Origin of the sequence: Sphingosinicella sp. LHD-64 (assembly GCF_031157375.1) — a bacterium.
Lineage (GTDB): Bacteria > Pseudomonadota > Alphaproteobacteria > Sphingomonadales > Sphingomonadaceae > Allosphingosinicella.
In genome coordinates this window covers 332,252-357,083 of record NZ_JAVIFV010000004.1, presented here as the reverse complement: position 1 = coordinate 357,083, position 24,832 = coordinate 332,252, and the positions used below count along the sequence as shown (strand labels likewise).

The 24,832-nt window shown below is 67.7% G+C and carries 17 protein-coding genes; 8 read left to right on the top strand and 9 right to left on the bottom strand.

Going from position 1 to position 24,832, the window contains the following annotated elements; translation table 11 throughout:
- The first annotated feature begins 202 nt into the window (after nt 1-202).
- Nucleotides 203-1,132, top strand: coding sequence for a TauD/TfdA family dioxygenase (locus RCO27_RS15190; RefSeq protein ID WP_309003546.1), 930 nt, complete (start codon nt 203-205; stop codon nt 1,130-1,132).
- A 108-nt stretch (nt 1,133-1,240) separates the two neighbouring features.
- Here the strand turns inward: RCO27_RS15190 and RCO27_RS15185 are convergent, their stop codons facing one another.
- Nucleotides 1,241-2,329: a LacI family DNA-binding transcriptional regulator gene (locus RCO27_RS15185; protein WP_309003545.1), complete on the bottom strand. Its 1,089-nt coding sequence runs from the start codon at nt 2,327-2,329 to the stop codon at nt 1,241-1,243.
- A gap of 211 nt (nt 2,330-2,540) precedes the next feature.
- Here RCO27_RS15185 and RCO27_RS15180 point away from each other — a divergent pair, with 211 nt between their 5' ends.
- From RCO27_RS15180 to RCO27_RS15165, 4 genes are read left to right on the top strand one after another with little or no spacing between them, the layout of a single operon-like run.
- Entirely contained in the window at nt 2,541-4,841 is a 2,301-nt protein-coding gene (locus RCO27_RS15180) for a TonB-dependent receptor (RefSeq protein WP_309003544.1), read from the top strand.
- A gap of 27 nt (nt 4,842-4,868) precedes the next feature.
- Nucleotides 4,869-5,408, top strand: a complete 540-nt coding sequence (locus RCO27_RS15175; protein WP_309003543.1) for a hypothetical protein — start codon at nt 4,869-4,871, stop codon at nt 5,406-5,408.
- Nucleotides 5,405-5,917 (top strand): hypothetical protein, encoded by a 513-nt coding sequence (locus RCO27_RS15170; RefSeq protein WP_309003542.1) that lies wholly within the window; start codon nt 5,405-5,407, stop codon nt 5,915-5,917. The genes RCO27_RS15175 and RCO27_RS15170 overlap by 4 nt, the downstream gene beginning before the upstream one ends.
- On the top strand, nt 5,914-7,131 hold the full coding sequence (locus RCO27_RS15165) for a CoA transferase (protein WP_309003541.1): 1,218 nt from the start codon (nt 5,914-5,916) through the stop codon (nt 7,129-7,131). The genes RCO27_RS15170 and RCO27_RS15165 overlap by 4 nt, the downstream gene beginning before the upstream one ends.
- Before the next feature lie 109 nt (nt 7,132-7,240).
- Here the strand turns inward: RCO27_RS15165 and RCO27_RS15160 are convergent, their stop codons facing one another.
- From RCO27_RS15160 to RCO27_RS15135, 6 genes are all read right to left on the bottom strand, one after another.
- Nucleotides 7,241-7,639 carry a DUF1801 domain-containing protein gene (locus RCO27_RS15160; protein WP_309003540.1) on the bottom strand — a complete coding sequence of 133 codons (399 nt, stop codon included), beginning with the start codon at nt 7,637-7,639 and terminating at the stop codon, nt 7,241-7,243.
- Nucleotides 7,636-8,079 (bottom strand): DUF1801 domain-containing protein, encoded by a 444-nt coding sequence (locus RCO27_RS15155; RefSeq protein ID WP_309003539.1) that lies wholly within the window; start codon nt 8,077-8,079, stop codon nt 7,636-7,638. Before RCO27_RS15155 ends, RCO27_RS15160 begins: the two co-directional genes overlap by 4 nt.
- Nucleotides 8,080-8,083: 4 nt before the next feature.
- Complete coding sequence (locus RCO27_RS15150) at nt 8,084-8,314, bottom strand: hypothetical protein (protein ID WP_309003538.1); 231 nt, start codon at nt 8,312-8,314, stop codon at nt 8,084-8,086.
- A gap of 58 nt (nt 8,315-8,372) precedes the next feature.
- Nucleotides 8,373-8,738 (bottom strand): DoxX family protein, encoded by a 366-nt coding sequence (locus RCO27_RS15145; RefSeq protein ID WP_309003537.1) that lies wholly within the window; start codon nt 8,736-8,738, stop codon nt 8,373-8,375.
- A gap of 81 nt (nt 8,739-8,819) precedes the next feature.
- The gene (locus RCO27_RS15140) at nt 8,820-9,248 is read right to left on the bottom strand and encodes an SRPBCC domain-containing protein (protein ID WP_309003536.1); all 429 of its coding nucleotides are present in this window, start codon (nt 9,246-9,248) and stop codon (nt 8,820-8,822) included.
- Nucleotides 9,245-9,568, bottom strand: a complete 324-nt coding sequence (locus RCO27_RS15135) for a metalloregulator ArsR/SmtB family transcription factor (protein ID WP_309003535.1) — start codon at nt 9,566-9,568, stop codon at nt 9,245-9,247. The genes RCO27_RS15140 and RCO27_RS15135 overlap by 4 nt, the downstream gene beginning before the upstream one ends.
- 142 nt (nt 9,569-9,710) lie before the next feature.
- On the opposite strand from RCO27_RS15135, the gene RCO27_RS15130 reads away from it, so the two are divergent.
- From RCO27_RS15130 to RCO27_RS15120, 3 genes are all read left to right on the top strand, one after another.
- Entirely contained in the window at nt 9,711-9,962 is a 252-nt protein-coding gene (locus RCO27_RS15130; protein ID WP_309003534.1) for a hypothetical protein, read from the top strand.
- Between the two features lie 209 nt (nt 9,963-10,171).
- A complete protein-coding gene (locus tag RCO27_RS15125) occupies nt 10,172-11,905 on the top strand; it encodes a hypothetical protein (RefSeq protein WP_309003533.1) in 1,734 nt (577 codons plus the stop codon).
- A 43-nt stretch (nt 11,906-11,948) separates the two neighbouring features.
- Nucleotides 11,949-12,698 carry an FCD domain-containing protein gene (locus tag RCO27_RS15120; RefSeq protein ID WP_309003532.1) on the top strand — a complete coding sequence of 250 codons (750 nt, stop codon included), beginning with the start codon at nt 11,949-11,951 and terminating at the stop codon, nt 12,696-12,698.
- Between the two features lie 312 nt (nt 12,699-13,010).
- On the opposite strand, the gene RCO27_RS15115 is transcribed toward RCO27_RS15120, so the two are convergent.
- Nucleotides 13,011-13,544, bottom strand: coding sequence for an OmpH family outer membrane protein (locus RCO27_RS15115; RefSeq protein WP_309003531.1), 534 nt, complete (start codon nt 13,542-13,544; stop codon nt 13,011-13,013).
- Between the two features lie 114 nt (nt 13,545-13,658).
- Complete coding sequence (locus RCO27_RS15110; protein WP_309003530.1) at nt 13,659-24,827, bottom strand: filamentous haemagglutinin family protein; 11,169 nt, start codon at nt 24,825-24,827, stop codon at nt 13,659-13,661.
- Between the last annotated feature and the right edge of the window lie 5 nt (nt 24,828-24,832).

Sequence of the window (24,832 nt, the reverse complement as noted above, 5' to 3'; positions counted from 1 at the left end):
GCTGGCTGCATGTCGATCCTCTCCGATTCTGGTTGTCGCTATACTGCACACGTTTCCAGACACGGCAAGAGGTCATGTCATACTTGTAAAGCAGCCCGCAGTCATCTCTGTCGGTCGCATCCTGCAAACGTATGCGGTTGATTCCCCGAATGCAGCGCGTTACGCTCAACCCAAATCAGAACGAGCCGTCAGGAGTGGATCGATGCAGCAGGTCAGGGACTACAAGCGGATCACCGTCGCGCCGGTCGGCGGCGTGATCGGGGCCGAAATCGGCGGCGTCGATCTGGGGAAGCTCGACGATGAGACTTTCGCCGAGATCCGCCAGGCCTTCGCCGACCATCTCGTCATTTTCTTCAAGGACCAGCGGCTCGAGGCGCTCGATTTCCAGGCGTTCGGCGCCCGGTTCGGCGAGCTGTCGATCACCTCCTATGTCCCGCCGCTGCCGGGCACGACCCACATCCAGCACTTCATGCGCGAGGCCTCGCACAAATGGGGCGACCGCAATTTCGGGGACAACTGGCACCAGGACCAGACGATCCGCGATCGGCCGAACAGCATCTCGGGCCTCTATTCGGTCGATTCGCCCCCGCAGGGCGGCGACACGATGTTCTCCAGCCTCTACGCCGCGTTCGAGACGCTTTCGCCGGCGCTCCAGGATATCTGCGGGCAACTCACCCTCGTCCACTGTGCCACCGGCCTCTACGGCCCCGACGGCCTGGGCGGTCGCGGCGTCAAGAAGGCGATCGACCGGCCGAAATTCACCCTGACCGACGAGCAGGTCCGTGAGCATCTCGCCAAGGAGACACTGCACCCGCTGATCGTCGTCCACCCGGTCACCGGCCGGAAGCTCCTGCTGATCTCGGGGCCATATGCGACGCGCTTCGACGGCATGACCGAGGACGAAAGCCAGCCGCTGATCCAGTATCTCTATCAACACGCCCAACGCCCCGAATTCGTCACCCGCTGGCGCTGGCAGCCCGGCCAGGTCGCGGTCTGGGACAATTGGGCCTGCATGCATTTCGGCGTCCAGGACTATGCCGGCATGCGCCGCGAAATGTACCGCTTCGAAGTCGAGGGCACAGTGCCCGTGGGCCCAGCCCGGCGCGAGCGGATGCTGCAGGCGGCGGAGTAAACCTCTCACCGTCATGCTGAACTTGTTTCAGCATCCAGCTCTCCAACGCACGAGCGGCGACCAACTGGACCCTGAAACAAGTTCAGGGTGACGGGTTTGCCCCGGACCTTAGTCTCCAGCCCGCGGCGGCGCCGTCGTCTCCCTGAGGATCAGGAACGGCTCCAGCTCCAGCGAGGTCTGCGGCTCGAGCGGGCTCCCCGTCTCGCGCGCCTCGATCTGGCGCAGCAGCATCGAGATCGCCGCCTCGGCACTCTCGGACAGCGACAGGCCGACGGTGGACAGGCCCGGCGTCATCAGCTTGAACCAGCCGGGATCGCCGAAGCCGATGATCGAGACATGGCCCGGCACGTCGACATCTTCGCGCCGCAGTGATTCCAGCCCGCCTTCGGTCAGGTCCGCACTGCCGTAGACGATCGCGGTCGGCGCCCGTGCGCCCCGCAGCAACGCGGCGGTGGTCGACCGCGCATATTCGATCGTCCCGCCGCCGGGATGGAACAGCGCCGGCTCGACCTTCAGCCCGCGCTGCGCCAGCGCTCCGGTGAACCCGTCCGCACGCGCCGCGCCGTTGCTGAGGGCGGTCGAAAGTCCGACATAGGCAATCCGCCGGTGCCCCAGATCGGCGAGATGGCGCACCGCATTGGCGATCCCCCGGGCCCCGTCGATCGCGACGCTGGGCGCGGCGATCGCCGGATGGCTGCGCGAGAACTGGACCACCGGCATCGCCGCCATCAGCAGCGCCGTCTTGGAGAGCACGCCTGGCGTCGGCACGACGATGAGTCCGGTCGCCCGGCTCTCGCGCAGCGCCTCGACATGCCTGAGCTCGGCCTCCGGATCGTCCTCTGTGACGCACAGCACAAGCTGGTATCCGGCCCGCGCGCAGCGCGCGGCGAGCACCTTGATCATCACCGCAAAGAGCTGGTTCATCACATCCGGCACCAGCATGCCGATAAGTCGGGCATGGGCCTGGCGAAGCGTCCGCGCGCCGGCATGGGCGACATAGCCCAGCTCCATCGCGGTGCGGCGCACCCTCTCCTTCATGTCCGCGCTGATATGGCTGTGATCGTTGAGCGCGCGCGATACGGTCGAATGCGAGACGCCGAGCGCCGAGGCGATATGCTTGATCGTCACCGGCCCGCCCGCGAATGCGCGCGCGCTCTCCCGCTTTCCACCTCGCTTTGTCGGCTTGCCCCTCGACATGCCGGCAGCATGTGCGTCCCTGCCCCCCGATTCAACCCTGCCGCCGAGAGCGATGCGAGCGCGGCCGGCAGCCTGCTTTGCGATCCTTCTCCGAATGAGATGCCTGAATTTGAGGTTTCAACTGATCTAGGGGCTTCCCAAGCTAATAAACACGCAATAGAGTAAACTTTGACTGGAAAAATCCAGCGCCCATCGGAGGGGAGGGTTTGGAATGGCCAACACATCGCGCATCGCTATCGCAATCAGTACCTTAGGCGGTCTCGTCTGGAGCGGGCCGACGCTTGCCCAGGCGGAAGACTCACCTGCATCGACCGAAGGTACGACCCGTCTGGCGATCGCCGCCGGGCAGAATCCCGCCCCCGCATCGCGCGCGACTGCGCCGGAAGAGGACGAGATCGTCGTGACCGCCCAGCGTCGCGAGGAGCGCCTCTCCGACGTGCCGATTTCCGTCTCCGTCCTCGGTGGCGACACGCTCCAGCAGAACGTCATCGTCAGCACCAACGACCTCACCGTCGCCGTGCCGGGTCTCAACTGGGGCCGCTCGACCAATTTCAGCCAGCCGACGATCCGCGGCGTCGGCAGCCGCAATGCTTCGGCAGGCGATGAGCCCAACGTCGCGACCTTCGTCGACGGCGTCTACCTCCCCGACATGACCGGCACCCTGTTCGAACTGTCCAACATCGAGCGGATCGAGGTGCTGCGCGGGCCGCAGGGCACATTGTTCGGCCGCAACGCCACCGGCGGCGCGATCAATGTCGTCACCCGCCGGCCGACCCGTGAGCTCGAGGGCTCGATCGCGGCCACGGTCGGCGAGTTCGGTTACTACCGTCTCGGCGGCTATATCAGCGGCCCGATCGCCGGCGACGTGATCACCGCCAGCCTGACCGCCGTCCATTATGACGACGACGGCTATGTCGAGAACATCTTCAACGGCGAGACCCAGGGCTCGTCCGGCGGCACCGCGTTCCGCGCCCGCGTCCGCTTCGAGCCGGCCGACGATATCAGCTTCGAGGTCAATGGCTTCCATTCGAAGTCGAACAACAACGTGCTGATTTCGGGTTATGCGATCAACGGCAACACCCAGGCGCGCAACTCGATCCCCGGCGGGCCGAACGCGGGCGCGTTGAATCCCACCGGCATTCCGGCCGATCGGGTCATCGCCGACGAACCGTTCACCACCGCGACATTCAGCACACCCTTCGGCCGCACCCGCCAGCGCTTCATCGACATGCACATGGATTGGGACATCGGCTTCGCGACGCTGACCGGCACCGCGAGCTGGGGCGATACGCAGACAACCACATTGAGCTGGACCGACGTCTCGCCGATCCGGTTGTCGCAGACCGAGTACAGCACGTTCAACGATTTCAGCAACCAGGAGCTGGTGCTGACGAGCAATCCGGGCCGGTTCGGGCGCTTCGAATGGCTGCTCGGCCTCACCCGCTTCCAGTCCGACGCCCAATTCAACCCGCTGGTCTCGACCGGCCGCAACGCGACCACCGGCGCCTTCCTCCCGACCCGCACCATCTACGGCCAGAACACCCGCGCGTTCGCGGTGTTCGGCGAGGTGACCTGGCAAGCGGTCGATAACCTCTTCTTCACCGGCGGCCTGCGCTACAACCGCGACGACAAGGATGCGTTCAATCTGAACGCGCTCACCAGTGTCAGGACCGAGGGCGAGGCGCGGTTCGAGAACGTGTCGCCGCGTGGCGTCGTGCGCTGGGAATTCGCGCCGAGCTCGAACGTCTATCTGTCCTACACGCGCGGCTTCAAGAGCGGCACCTTCAACGCCGTTGCCGCCGCCGGCACCCAGCTCCCGGCCGAGCCGGAGATCGTCGATGCCTATGAGCTCGGCGTCAAAACCCGGCTCGCCCGCGGAATCACGCTGGAGGCGGCTGCCTTCCGTTACAATTATCAGGATCTCCAGGTCAGCACGCCCGTCGTCATCAACGGCGTGTCGGCGACGACGGTGCAGAATGCCGGCGAGGCCCGGATCAACGGCTTCGAGGCCTCGCTCAACGCGCAGGTCACGCGCAACCTGTCGTTCAACGCCGCCGTCACCCTGCTCGACAGCGAGCTCCGCGACTTCCCCAACGCCTCGGTGCAGGTGCCGCGCTCGGTGGGCGGCGTGCCGACGAACAATGGCAACGTGAACGTGGTCGTCGACGTCAGCGGCAACGAGCTGATCCGCGCGCCCGACTGGACCTTCTCGCTCGGCGCGACTTACCGGCACGAACTGTTCGGCGGCGAGATGACCTACAACGCTACCGCCTTTTTCAGCTCGAGCTATTTCTTCGATCTGACGAACCGACTGTCCCAGCCGTCCTACGAGGTTGTGAACGCCTCGATCACCTGGCGTGAGGGCCCGGATCGCGGCTTCTACGCCTCGGTGTTCGCACAGAATCTCACCGATCAGACCTATGCCGCCGGCTTCATCATCTCGAGCTTCATCGACGGCACCCAGGCCAACAAGCCGCGCTGGTTCGGCGCCACCGTCGGCTTCAATTTCTGATCGGGCAAGGAAGCGTAGACCCGGGCCATGATCGAACGCCGGCGGCAGCCCGTTCCCGGCGATCTTCCTCCCGACATCGCCGAGATGGTGGGGAAGGTGGCGATGGTGATGGCGCCGGCAGTCACCGCCGATCGCACCCAGATGACGGCCTTCCTGAGCGCGGTCGAGGATGGCAATCCCCTGCTCTGGGACGAGGGCGTCGCGGACGAGCTGGCGGGGGAGACGGTCGCGCCCCCCGCCATGCTGTCGACCTTCATGCGGCCGGGGCGGTGGCTGCCCGACGGGCAGGCGCCGCTGCGGGCGATGGAGTTGCACTACCAGCTCAAGGAGCGGTTCGGGCTGGCGCTGGCGATCGTCGGCGATTCGGAAGTCGCGATGTTCGATCCCGTGCGGCCCGGCGACCGCGTCATCACCGAGATCGTGCTCGACGAGATTGGCCCCGAAATCACGAACCGGCTCGGCACCGGGCGCAAATGGACGCTGCTCCTGCGTTATCTGCGCGAGTGCGACGGCGCCCTGCTGGGCACCGAGGGCATTCGCTTCTTCAGCTATAATCGACCGTCATGATGCGTCCGGCAGGCACGCCCCCGATCGTCGGAACCGCCTTGCCGACCCGCACCGTCGTGATCTCCCCGGTGCACATCGTTGCCGGGGCGATCGCAACGCGCGACTGGCGGCCGCAGCATCACGACCGCCAGCAATGTGTCGAAGTCTATGGCCTGCCCGACATCATCATGAACACGCCGACCCAGGCCGGCTGGATCGCGTCCTATGCGACCTTGTGGAGCGGGCCGCCCGGCCGGGTCGCGCGGATCGGCTTCCAGATGCGGCGGCCGATCATCCCGGGGCTCGACCTCACCTTCTCCGGCACGATCGAGGCGGCCCGGGAAGGCGAGGCGTGCTGGTGGACGCGGCTCGCGATTGCGCTGACGGACGGTGACGGCATTGTCCGCACCGAATCGCGCGCGCTGATCGCCTTGCCGCGCGCCGGCGGACCGCAACCCTGGCGCCTGCGCGGCGCCGACTTTCCTGTGCCCTCGTGGGATCTGGCCGAACTCCGGGAGCCGGTCGCATGAGCGCGCCGCGTCCGCTGGACGGGGTCCGCATCCTCGCGCTCGAGCAGCTTCAGTCGCTTCCGGTCGGCACGCAGATGCTGTCGCGTCTCGGCGCGGAGGTGGTGCGGGTCGAGCCGCCCGGCACGGGCGAGGCCGGCCGCGGCGCGCTTCCGACGATGAAGGACCGCGACGGGCGGCCGGCCGGCGCGACCTTTCTGCGCTACGCGCTCGGCAAGCGCAGCATCGCCATCGATTTCACCAGCCCCCGCGGCCGGGACCTGATCCTGGGCCTCGCGCCGCATTTCGACGTCGCCTGCGAGAATCTCGGGCCGGGGCGGGCCGACCGCTTCGGGATCGGGTACGAGCAGATGTCCGCGGTCGCGCCGCGGCTCATCTACGCCTCGATCTCGGGCTTCGGAACCGGCGCTTCCCCCTATGCGGACTGGCCGGCTTATGCCGGCGTGGTCGAGGCGATGTCCGGCACCTATGAATATGCGCGGCTGCCGCACGAGCCGCCGGTGATCGGGCCGATGTGCGGGATGGGGGACACGGTCGCCGGGCTCAATGCGGTGATCGGCATATTCGCAGCATTGCGCCACCGCGAGAGGACGGGTGCGGGCCAGTTCATCGACATCGCCATGTATGACGGGGTGGTCCACGTCTGCGACCTCATCCCGAACTACTGGTCGATGGGCGTGCGCCGGGAGACGGACGAGCCCCGCCGCCTGCCAGGCCTGTTCAAGGGTTTCCAGGCCAAGGACGGGTGGTTCATCGTCACCATCGTCCGCCGCCACCAGTTCGAACGGTTCGCGCGGACGGTCGGCCGAAGCGAATGGCTGGTCGATCCCGCGCTGGAAGGATCCTGGGACTGGGAGGACCGGGCGGAAGATGTGATCCGGCCAGCCGTCGAGGCCTGGGCCGCGCGCCTCAGCAAGACCGAGGCTGCGGCGGCCCTCGCGGAGGCCGGGGTTGCCGCTGGTCCCTGTCACACCGCCGCCGACGTTTCCAACGACCCGCATGTCCGCGCGCGCTCGATGCTCGTCGAGGTGCCGCGGCCCGACGGCGGCGCGCCGGTGCTCGTCGCCGGCAATCCGGTCAAAATGTCGGCCGTTCCTGAGGACGATCGCACGGACACGCCTTTGCTCGGGGAGCATACCGACATGATCCTGCAGGGCGCGCTCGGTCTTCGCGACGATGAACTTGCCACGCTGCGCCGGGACGGCGTGATCTGGTGATGGACTGCCATTCAAAAAGGCGGAGGATTGTTGCCAATTCTAAGACACATCCGACTCCGCCCGACTGGATTGCTTCGCTGCGCTCGCGATGACGGGAAGTGCCGGGCGACTATTCCTTTCGCGCGCTCGCCAAATTCACCGCGACGGCGCCGCGCACCAACGCCTTGAGCGCCGCCTCGTCCACCGTCTCGCCTTCGCGGACGTCGATCGCGCGGCGCGTGTTGCCGTCCAGGCTGGAGTTGAACAGGCCCTTGGGGTCGTCGAGCCGGGCGCCGTTCGCGAAGGTCAGCTTGACCTTGTCCTTGTAGATCTCGCCGGTGCAGATCATGCCGTCATGCTCCCACACCGGTACCCCTGACGGGTTGGAGGGCTTGCGCCACTTTACCTCTTCGACGACGTCGGGATCGGCCGCCCGGATCGCCGCGCGCAGCCGCGCCAGCGTCTCACCCCGCCAGCCGCCCAGCGCCGCGATCTTTGCATCAATGAGGTCCGAGGCTGTCTCCGTCACATCTTTTCCCCTGGCAGTTGGCTGGCCTGCTTCACCCAATCGGCGAACCGGTCCTCGTCGATCCCCTCATCCTCCTGGATATGGTAGTAGCGAATGTCCTTGTGCTTGGACCCGACCGGCGGCACCGGCTCGAGCGATGCGCCGCGATGGAACGCCACTTTGATGTAGCGGTCGAAGCAGTGATAGCTCAGGAACCAGCCCTCGTCGTCCGGTGCGCCGTAGAGCGGCGAGTTCCACTTGACCGCCTTGCGCACGGCCGGGACGGTGCGTTCGATGACCGCATCGATCCGCCGCCCGACCGCGCTCTTCCAGCCCGGCATCGCGGCGATATAGGCCTGCACCGGCGCGTCGCCATAGCCCTTCGGAATCTGCGGATTGCCACCCGAGAGCAGCACCGGCTTCCCGTCGGCCGGCTTGGGCAGAGGTTTCTTGGACTTCATATACTCACTCCGGCACGCCCGCGCGTTGCGCCTTGCGCCATTTGACGGTGTAGGGGAGCACGAACATGTAAAGGCCCGTCGGCAGCAGCAGGAAGAGCGGGATCAGCACCAGCAGATAGACCCAGAAGGCCGGCTGCGTACCTTGCATCGCGACGGCGAGGTTGACGATGAAGCCCAGGGTGAAGGCCACGGCCATCCAGCGGTGAAACTGCCGTATCCAGACGTTCCAGTTCATGCGCGCCCTCCTTGTGTTCTGCGCTCCGATCGTTGGCCGGGATCGCGGCCTGCCGGAGCTAGAGCGGCCTTAGCACGAACCGTCCGTAGGCAATAAACGCGCAGACGGCCGCCACGACGAGCCAATAGATCATCGGGCCATAGGTCCCGTCGCCGGAACGCAGATGCAGGGCGCAGAAGATCAGCATTTCCGCGGCGATGCAGACCGCGGCGATCGGCGCCAGGATAGCCAGCGGCTTGCTGAATAGCGGGAGGATGAGGGCTAGGCTGCACAGCAGCTCGAAGGCGCTCATCCCCAGCCAGACGCCGTGCGGAATCGCGTTCAGGGACGGCACCGTTTGCTCGGAATTGGAGACCTTCCACACGGCGCCCACCGCGGTGTGGAGAGCGAGAAGGATTTGAAGGACCCACAAGAGAATGTTCATCATCATCTCCCTTCGTGTCGGTGGACATGCTGCACGCCGCCATCGGCTTGTCGAGGTGGCTTGGTGTCGTGCGGTGGCGTCTCAGCCCAGACCCGCCACGACCTTCTCTAGGTTCGCGAGATGCTCGCGCCACCCGGCCTTGGCGCCGTGGAATGCCTGCTTCTGGTCGGGCCGGAAGCCCACCTGCTCCATGCGCAGCAGCGTCCCCGTCGCCGTGAGCACGAGCGTGAAGGTCACCACGCTCTCCAGCGCGTAGGCCGGGTCCTCATGCGCATAGTTCCAGCTGTAGGACAGCCGCTCGTGCGGCTCGACGGCGAGCATCTCGCAATCCACGCCGCCCCAATCGCTGCTGAAGCTGAACCGCTGCCCCACGGTCGCGTCGATATCATTCTTCATCAGCCACTCCGCGACCAGATGGGGCTGGGTAAGCGCGCGCCAGATTTTCTCCGGCGGAAAGGGCATTTCCCGCTCGACGGTGATCGAGCGTGTCTCGCCCGCAAGGCCTGTCATTGATCCATCCTCCTCAGCAAGTCCTCGAGATCGTCGAACCGCGCTTCCCAGAAGCCGGCCATCTGGCGCGTCCAGTCGATCAGCGGCGCCAGCGCGCCGGCCCGCGCGCTGTAATGCGTCTCGCGACCCGCTTGGCGCCCGCGCACCAGGCCCGCGCGCTTCAATACGCCGAGATGCTTCGACACCGCCGGCTGCGAGATCCCGGCCCCCGCCGTCAGCGCCCCCACCGTCTGCTCCCCGGCTTGGCACAATCGCTCGAAGATCGCCCGCCGGGTGGGATCGGCGAGCGTCCGGAACAGCAGGTCGTGGGCGTCGGGCATCGCAACCTATAACTCGCGAGCTATGGATCTGACCCATAACCGACGGGATATGAGTGTGTCAAATCCAACCGGAATCGAAGCAGGCGGCCTCTTATCGGTCCCAAAGATTGACTCTTTCCAAAACTAGTATACTAGTTATCTCATGACCGTTGCCGCCCAGCTGATCGACAGCTTCGCCAGGATCGTGCGTGCCGAAGGGGGACGGCTCACCCTTTTGTCGGAGGCGGAGAATCGGATCGAGCTCGGCTATGCGCCCGGGCACGATCCGGACTGCGCGGACGGCGCCTGCGTGCTGCCGCATGTCGAGTTGCAGGAGATGATGTCCGAATGGCTGTCGCGCCGCGCGCCGGGAACGGCGGTGGTGGTGCGGCTGGCGCGAGACGAACGTGAATAATGATCTTCGCTCATCCTGAGTAGCCGCTGAGCGACGTCGAAGCGGCGTATCGAAGGACGCACGGCCCTCTGCAACTGGTCCTTCGATACGGGCCCCTTCGACGCCGCCTGCGGCGTCGCTCAGGACATGCTTCGCCAAGCTCAGTCCCTACTCAGGATGAACGGGAAATAATGGCGCCTCACCGAAACGGCGCGAGACAGGAGAGCCTCATGAACAATCCCGCCACGGTCGGCACGCGCCTGACAATCGTCAATCCGGTCGCGGAATCGCAGATCGACCTCGATCCGTCGCTGCGCCACCCCCCCGCGCTGCGCCTCACCGACCTCAACGGCAAGCGGATCGCGCTCTACTGGAACGGCAAGCAGAATGGCCCGGCCGCGCTCGACGCGGCGCGCCGATGGCTTTCGGAGCGCTTCACCGGCCTCAGCTTCGTCGACGTGACCGGCGAGCTCGGCGGCACCAACCGCTACCTCTCGCCGGACCAGCTCGACCGGCTGGCACAGGAGGTCGATGCCGCCATCTGCACCAGCGCCGATTGCGGCAGCTGCACCTCCTGGCTGATGCGCGACCTGTGCGAGCTGGAGCGGCGCGGCGTCCCCGCGGTCGGCTACACCGCGGCGATCTTCGACGAGGATTCGCGCTTCTCGACCAAGACCTTCGGGGTGCCCGAGGCGGTGCCGCTCATCGTCCCCCACTGCTTCTCCAACAAGACGCCGGAAGAGGTCGAGCAGATGGTCGCGGAGTCGCTCGACGGCCTGATCGAGGGGCTGACCGTCGACCGCAAGGTCGCCGAGGCGCTGCCCGAGTTCGACCTGATCATCCGCGAGAGCGCGCCGGAGATCGTGTTCCTCGGCGCCGACCTCATGGCGGCGTTCGACGAGATGCAGGCGCGCTTCGTCGCCAACGGCTGGAGCGACGGCCTGCCGCTGGTGCCGCCGACCCATGCCAAGGTCGAGGCGATGATCGCCGCCTCGGGCCGCGACGGCGGCGACGTCGTCGGCCTGTTCGCGCCCGGCATGGGCGTCGGCACGGTGCGCAAGATCGCCGCCAATGCGGTGATGGCCGGCGCCCGGCCCGACGCGATGCCGGTGATCATGGCGATGATGGAGTGCGTGCTCGATCCCTCGATCGGCCTCAGGACCTGGGCGATGTCGACCGGCCCGCAGGCGCCCGTCGTGCTCGTCTCCGGCGACATCGCCGACGAGATCGGCATGAACCGCGGCATCTGCGCGCTTGGCCCGGGATCGATCAGCCAGGTCAATGTCGCGATCGGGCGGACGCTCCGGCTGGTGATGATGAACATCGGGCTCAGCTATCCCGGCATCTCGGACATGGACACGATCGGCACGCCGATGAAATTCTCCGCTTGCGTCGCCGAGAACGAGGCGAAGACGCCTTGGCAGAGCTGGCGGGTCCAGCAGGGCTTCGCGCCGGAGCACTCCACCGTCACCGTCAACGTGCCCTATGGCATGACGGAGTTCTTCGATTTCAAGAATTCCGATCCGGAGCTGCTGATCGAGACCTTCTCGACGCTCACCGCCAACACCTGCGGCGCGCCCTCGCACGGCGCCTGGCTGATCAAGACCAACGCACCGCTGGAGGCCGGCTATCCCTTCCACGGCACGTTCGGCAACCTGATCCTGATGGCCCCCGATCACGCCGCCCGCTTCGCCGACGCCGGCTGGGGCCCGAAAGAGATTCGCGAGGCGCTGCACAAGCGCACGAAGCTGCCGTTCCGCCAGGTGATGCTGAACCAGGAATATGACGGCTTCCGCTTCGCCCATCCCGAACTCGCCTGGCTGGAGGACGCCCCGGAGACGCTGGTCAACGTGATGCCCAATCCGGAATCGTTCGAGATCTTCGTCGTCGGCGCCGCCGCCGGCCGCAGCCAATATTGCTTCGGCGGCACAAATTCGGTGACCCGCAAGGTCCATCGGGCCTAGGCTACCGGCGGCCGCGACGGGCGGCGTCAAGGCGGAGATCGGGGTGGCCCGAGGCAAGGAAAAAGCGGCTGCGCGGGTCGCGCAGGAGATCGTGCAGACGATCTACGACGAGGGCCTGAAGCCCGGCGACCGCTATCTCTCCGAAGCCGATGCGCTCGCCCGCCACGGCGTCTCGCGCGCCACGTTTCGCGAGGCGCTGCGCTTCCTCGAATTCCAGGGCGTCGTGAAGGTCCGCGCCGGGCCGGGCGGCGGCGCGATCGTACAGAAGCCGGACTGGCCGCATCTCGCCTCGACCTTCGCGCTGCTGCTGCAGTTCGCCGGCGCTCCGCTCTCGACGGTGATGGCCGCGCGCGCTGCGATCGAGCCGAGCATGGCCGAAGCGGCGGCGCGGAATGCGAGCGAGGCCGCGATCGCCGAGCTCGGGACGCTGCTCGCCGAGGCCGAGGCCGCTATCGCCGATCCACAACGCTTCGGCCCGGCCTATCGCGCCTTCTGGACCAAGGTCGCCGACGCGACCGGCAACGCGCTGATGGCCATGCTCTGGCCGGCGCTGCGCATGCTGATCGACAGTGGCGGCTTCATCCCCAACGAACGCTACCGCGCCTCGCTGATCGCGCGGATGCGCACCCTGCTCGCCTGCATCGAGAGCCGGGACGCCGCCGGCGCAGCCACCCTGGTCGCCGAGCTCGACGGCGAGTTCGCCACCCGCCTCGCCGAACTCTACCCCCGCCGCGTCGGGCGGGTCGTCGCCTGGTCCGATCTCCAGACCGAGCCGCCCGCACAGCCACGTTAGGGACTGCGAACACGACCGAGCATGTCTCTGGAACATACTTGGCTGGGGCGGCAGGATTCGAACCTGCGAATGCCGGTACCAAGAACCTTTCCCCCGCCCTTTTGCCGAGGCTCTAGCATCTCCAATATCCGCAGAATCCGCGGATTTTTGAAGTTTAGCTGATCCTAGTTTTGGGGCAAGAAAAGATCCTAGCATGAATCCTGGCAGATCAGCCGGCTATTTGGGAAGCATGTCGTTTGGCGGCGTCCCCTGAGCGCCCATCTGGTCATACCGCCAGTAATTCGCGGCACCTGAAAGCGGACGCTCGCCTCGCTATCGCTCGCTGCCTTCGTCGTTCGCGAAGTTGCCGTCCAACGCTGCGGAGCGATCGAGCAGCAGTCCGCATCCTTTCTGTTGATAGACGTTCGCAACGACCGGCTGCGCTTCATCGGCGATCCGTTGCAGCACTCTCTCGCGGGTCGCCTCGATCTCCCGGCTCGAATGCGCCGCCCGCCGCTGGAGCGCCTGCAATCCTTGCGACAGGGCCTCCTGCCGCTGACGAATCTGGTCGGCCCGGAGCGTGCCACGCTGGCTCTCCAGGGTGTGGGCCTCGCCTTCCAGAGGTGCGCGCTGGCTGTCGATTTCGCCCTGGGCCGTGCGGGTCAGCTCCTGAAGTCGGGCGCTGGCGGCGCGGCCGATGGCGGCATTGGTATAGACCGCCTCGCGCGAGAGCGGGCAGACGCCCGCGACGACTGGTCCGCCGAGCAGCGACGCGACGGGTGCACCCTCATCGGCAGCGGTCCGGCTGGCCGCGCCACCCGTAGCCTGGGCGCCGATCGGAGATGCGATCGACGCCAGGGCGACCACGACAAAAAATTACCAACCATTGATTACGTCTCCTCTGTCTTGCGCACCGATTCCCGCGCTCGCTCGGCAGGCGCTGCATCACCCTGATTCAGCGGCGAACCGTCGTCCCGTCGATCATTGGCCGAAGCCGAGGAAGCGCACGTTGAGGATCGTCGGCAATTCGGTCTGCACCGCCGGCCGCGACCGTTCGGCCAGCCGGGTCGCCTCGGCGACCACCGCGCTTGTCGCAGACGAGGCGGCGGTCAGCGCGCCGGTATTGATCTCGACGATCTCGGGCAGGCCGATCGCCTCACCCGATATCTGGATATTGTCCACCCCGACGATGCGGAGCGCCGCGATATTGGCGTCGCCGACAACGCGGATGCCGGCATCGCCCGCGTTCACCTCGCCGCGCAGCGCGATCAGGTCGAGCCGGCTCGGTTCGCGATCCTCGTCGCGGCCGTCGAGCGCGTCGAGCACGCCGATGCCCGAGCCGGTCTGCAGCCCGAACACGTCCACCGTCGTGAACCCGTCGTTGCTGAGCGCATAGGTGAGCGGCGCCTGGCGGACCGCGGTCTTGGCACCCGCGCCCGCGGTGATGTCGCCGTTCGAGGTCCACATCAGGATGTCCCCGCCCTGAAGCGTGAAGACGCGCGAGGTGAACAAGTCGATATTGCGGTCGGTCATGATGCGGATGTCGCCGCCGCGCCTGGTGACGATGCCGCTCGTGTTCGGATCGAAGAAGCTTGGCGTGAAGAGCGTCCCGATCGAAAGGGTGCCATAAGGAACGAGGATGTTGATGTCGCCGCCGTCCCGCGTCTCGATCGGCTGGTTGTTGAGGATGATGTTGCCGCCGCGCTCGATCGTCTCGGGATCGGCGGTGAACAGCCGCGCGACCGCGTCATAGCCGCGGGTCGACTGCTGGAAGCGCGGACTCTCGGGATCGTTATAGTCGAGGCCGGTCGCGCGCAGCTCATCGAAGAACACGCCCTGGAGGAAAGCCTGACGGCTGTGATCCGGAAGGCCATTGAACGTCTCGATCAGCGCGTCGTCGTCAACCTCCCCGAAGCCCAGGCCCGCCAGATAGTCGGCTAGCTCGGCCTCATAGGTCTGGACGACCTTGCCCTCGTTGGACGGATGCGACAGCGGGAAGTCCGGATCGGCCCGATTGGCCGGATCGAGATAGAGGTCCGCAAAGCCCTCCCAATCGGTGCCGCTCGCGGCGCCAGCCAGCACGGTAATGTCCGCACCCCGCGCCAGCGGCAGCGCGAGGTTGCGCTGTGCCGAATTGGGGGCGCCGCTGGCGATCGCATCGACGGTGAACCCGCTGGCCTTGAGGACGTCGCGGCCCGCTTCGAGGAAGAGAGCCCCTTGGCCGGTGACGTTGATGATGGGGCCCACCAGGTCGCGCCCGGCGGCGATGACCGAGATGGCGTCAGGCCGGTTGTGCTGGATGTTCGCAAGGACGCGGATGTCCTGCCCGGCCGCCATCTGCAGCGGCTTGGGCAGGGTGAGCTGCAATGACGACTGGCAGAGCAGCTGCGCCGCCGGTGCGCTGCAGATCGAACCTTCCAGCGCATAAATGCGCGCCGGATCGGGATCGTCGCCGTGCAACAGTTCAAAACCGCGCTGGAAATTGTTCACGGCGGACGGCGCGCCGACAAGCGGGCTGGTGTTGGAAAACCAGCCCACCGCGTCGACCGAGAAGGTGCGCAGCGCCGTGCGGCGATATTCCGGCGCGATATCCTGCATGGCGATCCCGGTCGTCCCGCCCGGGATGCGGACATCGTGCCGGGCGAGGAACTCGATCGTGCCGTTCGGCGCCGGCGCGAGCTGCGAGATCGCGGCGAAGCGCGGCTCCAGATAGACGCTCGATTGGAGCGAGGCGAACCGGAGCGTGCCGGGCAGTTCGCCGAAGATCGCGTTCTGGCGCGGCCGCGGATCGCCGCCCGTCGCCGTGTACATCATCACCTGGAAGACACCCTGGCCGCGGCTCAGGTCGGTCGAGGCCCAGGGATTGTTGCGGTAGGTGACCGCGCCCGATGCCGCCACGGCGTTGAGCGCCGCGCGGTCGCTATAGCCGTAAAAGGCCGAGCCCTGGCCGCCCGCCGTGGTGCCGTTACAGGTCGAGAAATTCTCGCAGACCTGGCCCTGGCGCATCGGGTCATAGGCCGCCTCGATGTCGACCGCCCCGACCGCCGTCACCGTGACCACGGCGTCCATCAGGCCGAACAGCGCGCCCACCTGCCGGTTCACCCAGCCCGTACCGTTCAGATTGCTGTTGATGTTGTTGCGCAACAAAGCGAGCTGGTCGGAAGGGATCACGTCCCCGCCGGCGCGGACGTCGGCCTGGCCGCGGCCAAGCATGAACATGCCTCCGAGCAGATCGCGGCCCGTGGTGAGCGCGAGATCGCCGCCGCCGCGGATATGCAGTGCCATTTCGGTCGGAACCTGCCCCACCGGCGTGGTCAAGTGTCCGGTGGTCGGCAGCGCCACCGCGAGATGACGGGCGTCGCGGCCCGCGTCGATCCGCACGTCGCCCCCGCCCAGCGCACCGATTCCCTGTTCGAAGTTGCGGAAGACGATCGACCAGCTCGTCTGCTGCGCCACCGTCGAGGTCCGGAAATCACCGGTCCAGTTGGTATGGCCGTAGCGGAACAGCCAGGCCGAATTGGTCTGGCGCGTCAGCGGCGCGAGGATGTCGCGGCCCGCCGCGATGGAAATGTCGCCGCCCAAAGTCGGGAACTCGCCCAGCGGCCGGCCCCGGGTGGACGCAGGGTCGAAGCCTGCCTCGGTCGCGGTCCGGCGGCCGGCCGTGTAGATCACCGCCTGATTGTCGGCGAGGGTCAGGTCGCGGCCGGTGTCGATGCGGATGTCGCCGGTGCCAGTGCGGACCATCGAGTCCTCCGCGAGCGTGATGTCGCCACCGCTCTCGAAGGCATAGCTCGCCGAGCACCTCTCCAGCAGCGCCGCGTTGCGCGCGGCGCTGGCGAAGCCGTCGCTGATCGTGGCGTCGACGGTCAAGTCGCCGGCCGCGACCAACCCGAGATGGCCGGCGCCGACCCTGCCTGCCAGGTTGATATCGCTCGAGACGATGAGATCGGCGTCGCTGCCGACGCGCATGCCGGCGCCGGTTTCCCACCCGGCGCGAACCGGCGCGCCTGCCAGCCATGCCGAAGCTTCCCCGATCATGGCCGAGGCGAACGCCACATCGATCTCAGACGTTTCATAGCGGGCCATCCCGACCAGCGCCTTCTCGCGCGCGCCGCGGAACTCGCCGTCGAGACGGTCGACCGCCAGCCCCGAACCTTCGCGCTCGGCACGGACGGTGATCCGCCCGCCACTCTCACGGCCGCCCGAAACGTCGATCAGGGCGCCGCCGGCGACATCGACGCGGCCAGCCTCGGCGACCAGCTCGACCAGCCCGCTGGACGGCGCAAAATCCTCCTCGCCGACCGTGGCGGCCATCGCCTCGATCCGCGCGGTGCCGTCCAGTGTTACGCCATTGCCGCCGATCAGGCGCACCTCGCCGCCCGCAGGCGCCGCCTCGGTGCCGGCGGCCGCGATGGTGCCGGCGATGCGCACCTCGCCGCTGTCGGAACGCAGCGTCACGCGATGCGCCTCGATCCGTTCCCCCGCCGCGAGCAGGATCGATTGGTCGCGCAAGCGGATTTCGCGCGACGAATCGAATCCGCCGCTGTTGAGCAGTGCGTTCAGCGCCGCAAAGTCGTCGACGCTGCCGCTGTCGAGATCGATGCCGCCGCCCCCATAACCATCGCCGGCACCGCCCCGCAGCGTGCCGAGAATCGAGGATGTCCCACCCGCTGTCAGGACCAGACGCCCGGCGTCACCGCCGCGTTCCGATCCCGACACGTCGATCGTCGCGCCGATCGCCATCGCGAGGTGGCCACCCGCCGTCAGCCGCACCGTGCCGCCCGGCGCGAACCGCGCCACATCGCGGAAATCGACCGCGACGCCCGCAAGGTCGAGGCTCGCGAGGTCGCCCAGCGTGATGTCGCCCGATGCCGCCACTTCGAACACGCCCGCGGGCAGCGCCACCCGGGTGTCGACCAGGACGTCGAGTCCCTCAAGCGTCAGCCGGCCGCCGAAGGCCTCCACCGCCCCGGTCGGCGCGTTCGCATGGGTGAAGGCAAGGTCGCCAGCCGAACGGATGCCGTAATCGGCCCCGCTGGCCGCGGTCAGGCGGCCGCTCGCCAGCGTCAGATCGCCCGCCAGTTCAAGCCCGCCAACGCCCTGTGCCTCGATCACGCCGACATCGCCGCTCACTTCGGCATAGCCGGCAAGGTCGACCTGCCCCGGTCCGAGCACCAGCGTATCGACGTCCAGCGTCAGCGTGCCGGGGCCCGCTTCGGCCACGGCCTCGCGCGCGCCGCCGCTGTTGCGCAGCGTCAACGAGCCGGCCGTGATCCGCGCCGTCTCGCCACCCTCCGTGCGGCCCTGAAGCAGCGCGGTGTCGAAGGTGATCGCTCCCAGGCTCGTGGCTCCCGACCCGTCGCGATTGCCGAGAACAAGGTCGCCATAGAGGTTGATCGAGTCGTGGCCGCGGATCAGCAGATCCGACGCCGCACCAAGCCGCTCCAGCATGGCGAGCGACAGGTTGGTCCCCTCCTCGCCTTCGGGGACGTCGCCCAGGTTGACCCGCACCGTGGCGAGGTCGAGCTGGTCCGCCTGGACCACCGCGCTTTCGGCAAGACCCAGCGAACGGACGCTGTCGAATGTCAGCGAACCCGTCGCCGAAAGGCTGGCGCCTTCGCCGATCAGCAGGTCGCCGGCCGCGCCGGTCGTGCCGGTGCGCACGATCCCGACCCGGTCGCCGCTCGACAGGCGCAGCAGCGCGCCGTCGCCGGTCAGCAGCAGGCTGTTCGGATCGTTGGCGGTGCCGCCCTCGGCGACGATCACCGCGCCCTCCTCGATCACCACCTGGTCCCGCGCGGCGAGGATCAACTCCTGCCCCGTGAGCGGCGATGCGGAATCGTTGGAGACGATGACATTATCGGCATTGACCGTGACCGTCGTGCCGGTCGCGGCGCCGGTGCGCACGCCGCCGAGCAGCAGGCTCGCCGCACCGAACGCGCCGAGGTCTCCGGCGTCGAGCGCGACATAACCCTCGGGCCCGGTCGCCCCGCCGCTGATCACAGCGATGTTCTGCGCGGAGATGTCGAGATTGCCGAGCAGCCCGCCCTCGCCGGCGCCGAACCGGCCCTGGCCCTCCAGCCGGAGCGTCCCCGTGGCGCCCAGCACCACCGACCCGGCGTCGAACGGCGTGCGCGGGCGAATGCCGACCGTCTCGCCGAGCGCCCGCGCATAATCGTTGAACGAAATCTCGTTGAGCAGGCTGTATTTGCCGAGGACCTCGCGGTCCATCACCGCAAAGCTGGACCAGCCCTGCTCGCGGATCGGCGTGCCGTTGACGGCGCGGTAGCCGCTCGCGATCACGGCGCCATCGGCACGGGTCATCGCGCGATGCGGCGCGCCCGGCGGCGGCGCATCGCCGCTGTTCACCCGCTCGATCAGCAGGCCGCCATCAAGCGCGGCATAGAAAGCCGGGAGCAATGTGTAGTAGCCCGCGGCAAGGCCCGGCGCGGCATCGAGCCACACCACGTCGCCGACCGACAGCCGCGGATCGACGAGCGTGCTGCCGTCGCCCCGCGGCGCGTTCGGGTTGCTCGTCGCGCCGCCATCGTTGACCGGTGCCGGGCCGGCGCCAAGGCTGGGCAGGATCGCAAAGCGCTCGACCGAGGGATCGAAGGCGAGGATGTTGGTCGATCCGCCATTGCCGGCGCCGAAGGCAAGCGCGAGGAGGTCCCCGCCGCCCGAGACGTCGATCACCGCGCCGTCTTCCACCGACACGTCGGGGCCGTCGAGTTGCACCGACTTGACCGGCACCTCCCCCGGATCGATGAATCCCGCAAAGCGGCCGTTGCTGTCGACATAGCCGAAGGGCACCACCAGTCCTTCGAGCGAAGCCGAGGTGAGGCTGCCGGGCAGCAGCGTGACGGACTCGCTGCCCTCCAGCCGGATCTGCCCCTGCGGCGCGCGCAGCACGCCGCCCTGGACGATCACCGGCGCGCGGAGCGTCAGCCGCTCGCCGAACGACATCGGAACGGGCGCAGCGGCGCCATTGCCGCGGACCTCGATCCGCTCGGCTGCCTCGACGAGGAAGCCGGGGGCTTCGTCGGGCGGGATCATCGACTCGTTGGCGCCGAACCCCTGCTCGCGCGAGGTCACATAGACCTGCGCCGCGTCGAACAGGATCGATCCGCCGGAGAACAGGCCGGCCGGCGCCTGGAACGCAAATCTCGTGGCATAGGAATTGAACCGGATGTCGCCGGCGGAGATGAGCTGCGTCGAGGCGAACGCGCCGGCGGCGGCATCGTCGGCGCAAGTCACGCAGCCAAGCGCGAGCTGGTTCTGGAGGTCGATCAGACCGGCCCGCACGATCAGTTCGCCGGTGAGGTCCGTTTCGAAGCCAGGCGCGGATATCGCATCGGAATCGCTCGCACCCAGGGACACATAGGCCGATTCCAGTTCGACCCGATTGTCATCGCCGTTCGTCCGGCCGAGCATCGGTGTGCGCAGGATGAGCGCCGCGCGCGTTCTCAGCGACACATTGCCGTCGAACAGAATCGCATCGTACGGGGATTCCAGATTGAGGACATCGGCGCCGGTCGTGTTCAGCCGGTCGGCGAAGGCGATCAGCCTCGTCACCTCGGCATCGATCGGAACGCCCGGCTCTACCGAAGGCAAGTCGCCGCCGTTGCCCGCGGCGACGATGAGCCCCTGCTGACCCGAGATCAGCAATGTCCCGCCCCGCCCGGTCTCGCCGCCGGGCGCCAGCCGCAGGTCGCCGCCCAGGATGCCGCGCACCGCCCGGATCTCGATCGATCCGGCGGCCCCATCCACCATGGCCGCCGAGTAGAGGGGGCCATCGCGTCCGCCAAGGCCGCGGTCGCCCATGAAATCCGCCTCGGCGCGTACGCCCGACACGTCGAGCACGGCATTCGGGTCAATGAGAATATTCTCGAGTTCGAACCCGAAACTGAGATTGATGTTGGAGACGCCCAGGGTGATCCGGCCGGCCGATTCAACCGCACGCCGCCCGTCGCGACCATCCGGCACGACGCGGACATAACCGGGCGCGAGCAGGCGCGCATTCGCGCCGATCTGCAGGCCGCGCGGCAGCCGCGGAGGGTTGCTCCACCCCGTGTCCTGCAGGCCGATCGTTCCGCCGGGCGTTTCGATCACTCCGTCGACGAACACGTCGCCAATGTAAGCATCGAGGCGCACGGTCGATCCGGAATCCATACGGATCTCCGCGCCCGTCTCCATCGTCAGCGCGCCGGGGTTGCGCGCCGCGCTGACCGAGTCGGTCCCGGTAAATCTTTCGGCGATGATGCGTGAGATCGCGAAACCCCCGTTGACCAGGTCGATCGGGGCCGTCGAGAAATGGAACGCCATCGGCTGGCGCAGGTCCTCGGGAAGGACCTCGAGCCGGCCCGCTTCGGCCAGCCGGGTTCCGGTCGCGATATCTCGGCCGACCCCGTCGAGGCGGATCGTGTCCACGGATGGCGCGAGCACGGTTCCGGAGGCTATGGTGAGGCTGCGGGCGCCGCTGACGGCGAAGGTCGAGAAGCCGCCCTGCGTGAAGAAGTCCGGCGCGAAGTGTCGCGGCACCCTGATCTCGACAACGCGGTCGAGGGTCGTGCCGGCGGGAAGGATCGATCCTTGCGGGACGGCGAAGTCGCTCGCGAGCACTGACCCTGCCGGACGCCGGATCGACACAGACGAGTTGAGCTGAATGCCGTTCGGAAAGGCGTCCGCCGGCGGCGTGAATCCGGCTGGCAAGGTGCCGTTGCTGGTGGTGGCCCCGAAGGAACGCAGCGTCGTGCCGGCCGGCACCGTCATGCCCGCCTGGAACGTCCGGCCCGGACCGACCGGCGACGACGTCGAGGACCGCACGGTCATCCCTTCGGGCACGATCCAGCCCGCCTGCACGGGAACCGGGTTGGCGTTCGATGCCAGGGCCGAGGCATCGGCGACAAGCACGCCGCCCGCATCCAGCAGGTCCGCCATATAATCGGCGTCGAACGGCAGCGTTTCGCCTGTCAGGAACAAGAGGTCCTGTGCCAGGTAGAGGTCTTTGGGAGCGGCGGTGCCCGCTTCGAGCAGACCGCCCGGCAGCACCGGCTCGTCGCTGATCATCACGTCGTCGACCGTGTCGATTGCGAGCGTGCCGCCGCGGCCCAGCGCATAAGCGGTGAGCTCGCCGTCCAGCACCAGCGCGCCGTCGCCCGGCGCGCTGCCCGGCGCCGGATTGGCGTTCAAGTATCGCACGCTATTGTCGATCAGTATCGAGCCGCCATTGCCCGGCGTCAGGGTTGTGCCGTCGGCGCTCAGATGCCCGCCGCCGTCGGCCGAGATACGCGATCCCGCCGCCAGGCGGATCGCGTAGCCGATCAGCTCCACCGATCCGCCGTCCAGCACCGGGGCGACGTCCGACGTCCCGTCGCGGAAATCGTTCGACCAGCGGCCCGAAACGTCGATGAGGCCATTGGCGCCGAGCCGGATGCCCGGCCGATCGGCCTCCGGAATCTCGGCGAAATCATAGACCGGGGTGAACGTGTCCAGCGTCGGCGCATGGGCCGCTTCGAGGCGGATCGAGCCACCGGCGGCCTGAAGCGTGCCGTCGATATTCGCCTGTCGGCCCATGAAGTTCAGCGACCCGTAGGCGCCGAGGTCCATGGTCACGTCGGCGCCGACAGTGAGCACGCCGCCCGGAGGCACGAGCGGCGCCGACTCGCCTGCCAGGATCGCCGATGCGAAACCACTATAGATCGTGACGTTGGTGAAGGTTCCGCCGTCGAACCACTGGGTCGGCAGGATGTGCTGGAAACCCCGGGCGACGTCGAGCGTGCCATCCGCATCGAAATCCTCGGGAAGCAGCCCGCCGACCTCCGCGATCGAAACGCTGCCGCCGATGTTGACGCCGTCGCGACCGTTGAAGCCTTCGATGGACCCGCCCATCTCCAGCGTGCCGCCGGTCGGCCGTTCGCGCCAGACGCGCTCGACGTCGGCGATCGTCGCGCCTCCCGGGGCTCCCTGCTGATACTCGCCGACAGTGACATCGGCCCGCACCTCGCCTTCGAAGATGCGGAAGGCGTCCTTGGCCATGCGCGGCAGGCCACTGATCCCCGCCTGGATGACCACCTGCGACGGCAGCAGCAGCGAGCCGGCATTACGGCCTTCGCTATAGGCCTGCTCGTGGCGTCCGTCGGGCCGCGCGAAGGCGTTCACGAAATTCTCGGTCGTGCCCCAGCGGCTGTGATTGACGATGAAGTCGCCCTCGATGCCGATATAGACTTGGCTGGGATCGGCGAGCTCGACCGGCACCAGCCGGCCGTCGGCGCCGATCAGGCGGGTCGAGCGGACATAGCCGGCCTCGTGGAACACGCTGCCGCCCGACAGGTCGATGGTCGATCCCTCGCGCGCGATGATCTCAAAGCCGGTCATGGTGAGCGTGCCGCCCTCGGTCATCATCTCGCTGACGTCGCGCTCGATCAGGTCGTAATAGCCGGCGAGATCGGCGATCGACGTGCCGCGACGCGGATCGAACCAGATGGTGCGCCCGCGCAGCGGACCATCGCGCAGCAGCGGATTGTCCCTGAGCTCGTTGGCGCGCAGTTCGGCCCGGATCGAATTCTGGGCTGCCGCGGTGACGTGGAGGCCGGCAATGTCGATCTCCGCGCCTTCGCCGAGATAGATGCGGCTGTCGTTCGGGTCGCGGGTTCCGTCCCGGTCGCCCGACTTGCGTTCGGTGTGCAACGTCAGCTGCGCGCCCGGCGCGTAGAGGCGGGCGTCCTCGTCGAAGACGATCCGGTTGCCGATCATGTCGATTCTGGAGCTGCGGAAGCTGCCGGTGCCGACCACCGGTTCGTCGCCGTCGTCGGGCAGGATCTGCATGACGCTGCCTTCGCCCAGGACCAGATCGCCGAAGCCGCCGTCGGGATTGGGGCGGGCCTGCCGCTGCAGGCCCACGCCGCCATGGGCCGCCTGGAGCAGGATCGACCCGTTCGCCGTCGCGCCGGTGGTCGCCTCGAGGAGGCCGTTCTGGAACACCGAGGCGCCGGTCAGCGTGATGTTGCCGCGATCGGCGGAGATGATCCCGTCATTCGCGGCCCCGCCGCCGCCGCCCACACCGACGGTGAAGCCGCGCAGGTCCGGATCGATCAGCTGGTCGAGGCCGGCGGCGTAGTTGCGGTTGAGGAAGATGGCGCTGCCGGCCGCCAGCAGTGCCTGCCCGTCCGGTGTCTCGATCGTGCCGCCGTTCGTGACATGACGCCCGAACAGCGCGATCTGCCCATAATTGCCGGCGGTCAGCCGCGCCCCGACCTCCACCGTCACGCCGGTATCCGGCGCGGTCGACAGGATGGTTCCGTTATCCTCGCCGAACGCGATGCCTGCCGCGAAATTGTTTGCGCCGCTCAATATGCCGTTCACGAACCGCTGGTTGCGGCTGCGAATGATGTTGGGCGTGATCGGCGTGTCGTGTCGTACGCCGGCGACGCCGATGTCCATGCTCGCGGCAATCAGCGAGTGGACGTTGACCTGGCTCGTGCCGCCGAAGATCACGCCGTTGCGGTTGATGATGTAGACCTGTCCGTCCGCGCGGATGTTGCCGAGGATGCGGCTGGGATCGGCGGTGACCGAGTTGACCCGGTTCAGCGCCACCCATTCGGCATTGCCCTGCTGGTCGAACACGAGGTCGGTCTCGCGGCCGACGTTGAAGCTGTCCCAGGTGAGGATCGCCTTGGACTGGGTCTGCTCGATGTTGACCTCGGTGCGGCCATCGGCGGTCTGCTGCTGGGTCGGCCCATTGGCGCCGAGCCACAGATTGGCCTCGCCGAGGCGGGGATCGTCGGCATTGAATGCGCCGGGATCGATGATGACGCCGTTGGCGACGTGGAGGCCGCCTTCCCCGAGGCCGTTGGGGATGTTCGATTGCGCCGCCGCGGCCGCGGCGCGGGCGGCCTGCTGGGCGGCATCCATCTGGCTGCGCACCTGGGCCGCCCGCGTCAGCGCGGCACGGGTGCGGGCCGCCGCGGCCTCGGCGGCGGCATTGCGGGTCGCCGCATTCTGCGCCGCGCGGGCGGCCGCCGCCGCGGGATCGGCGGCGGTGCGCGCGAACGGCCGGTTCTGGGCATAGGCGACCCCTGCCACCATCATCGATCCGATCGAGGCGCCGATCAGGAGCGTGTTGCGGAACGAACGGGTCTTGACGGTCATCGGAC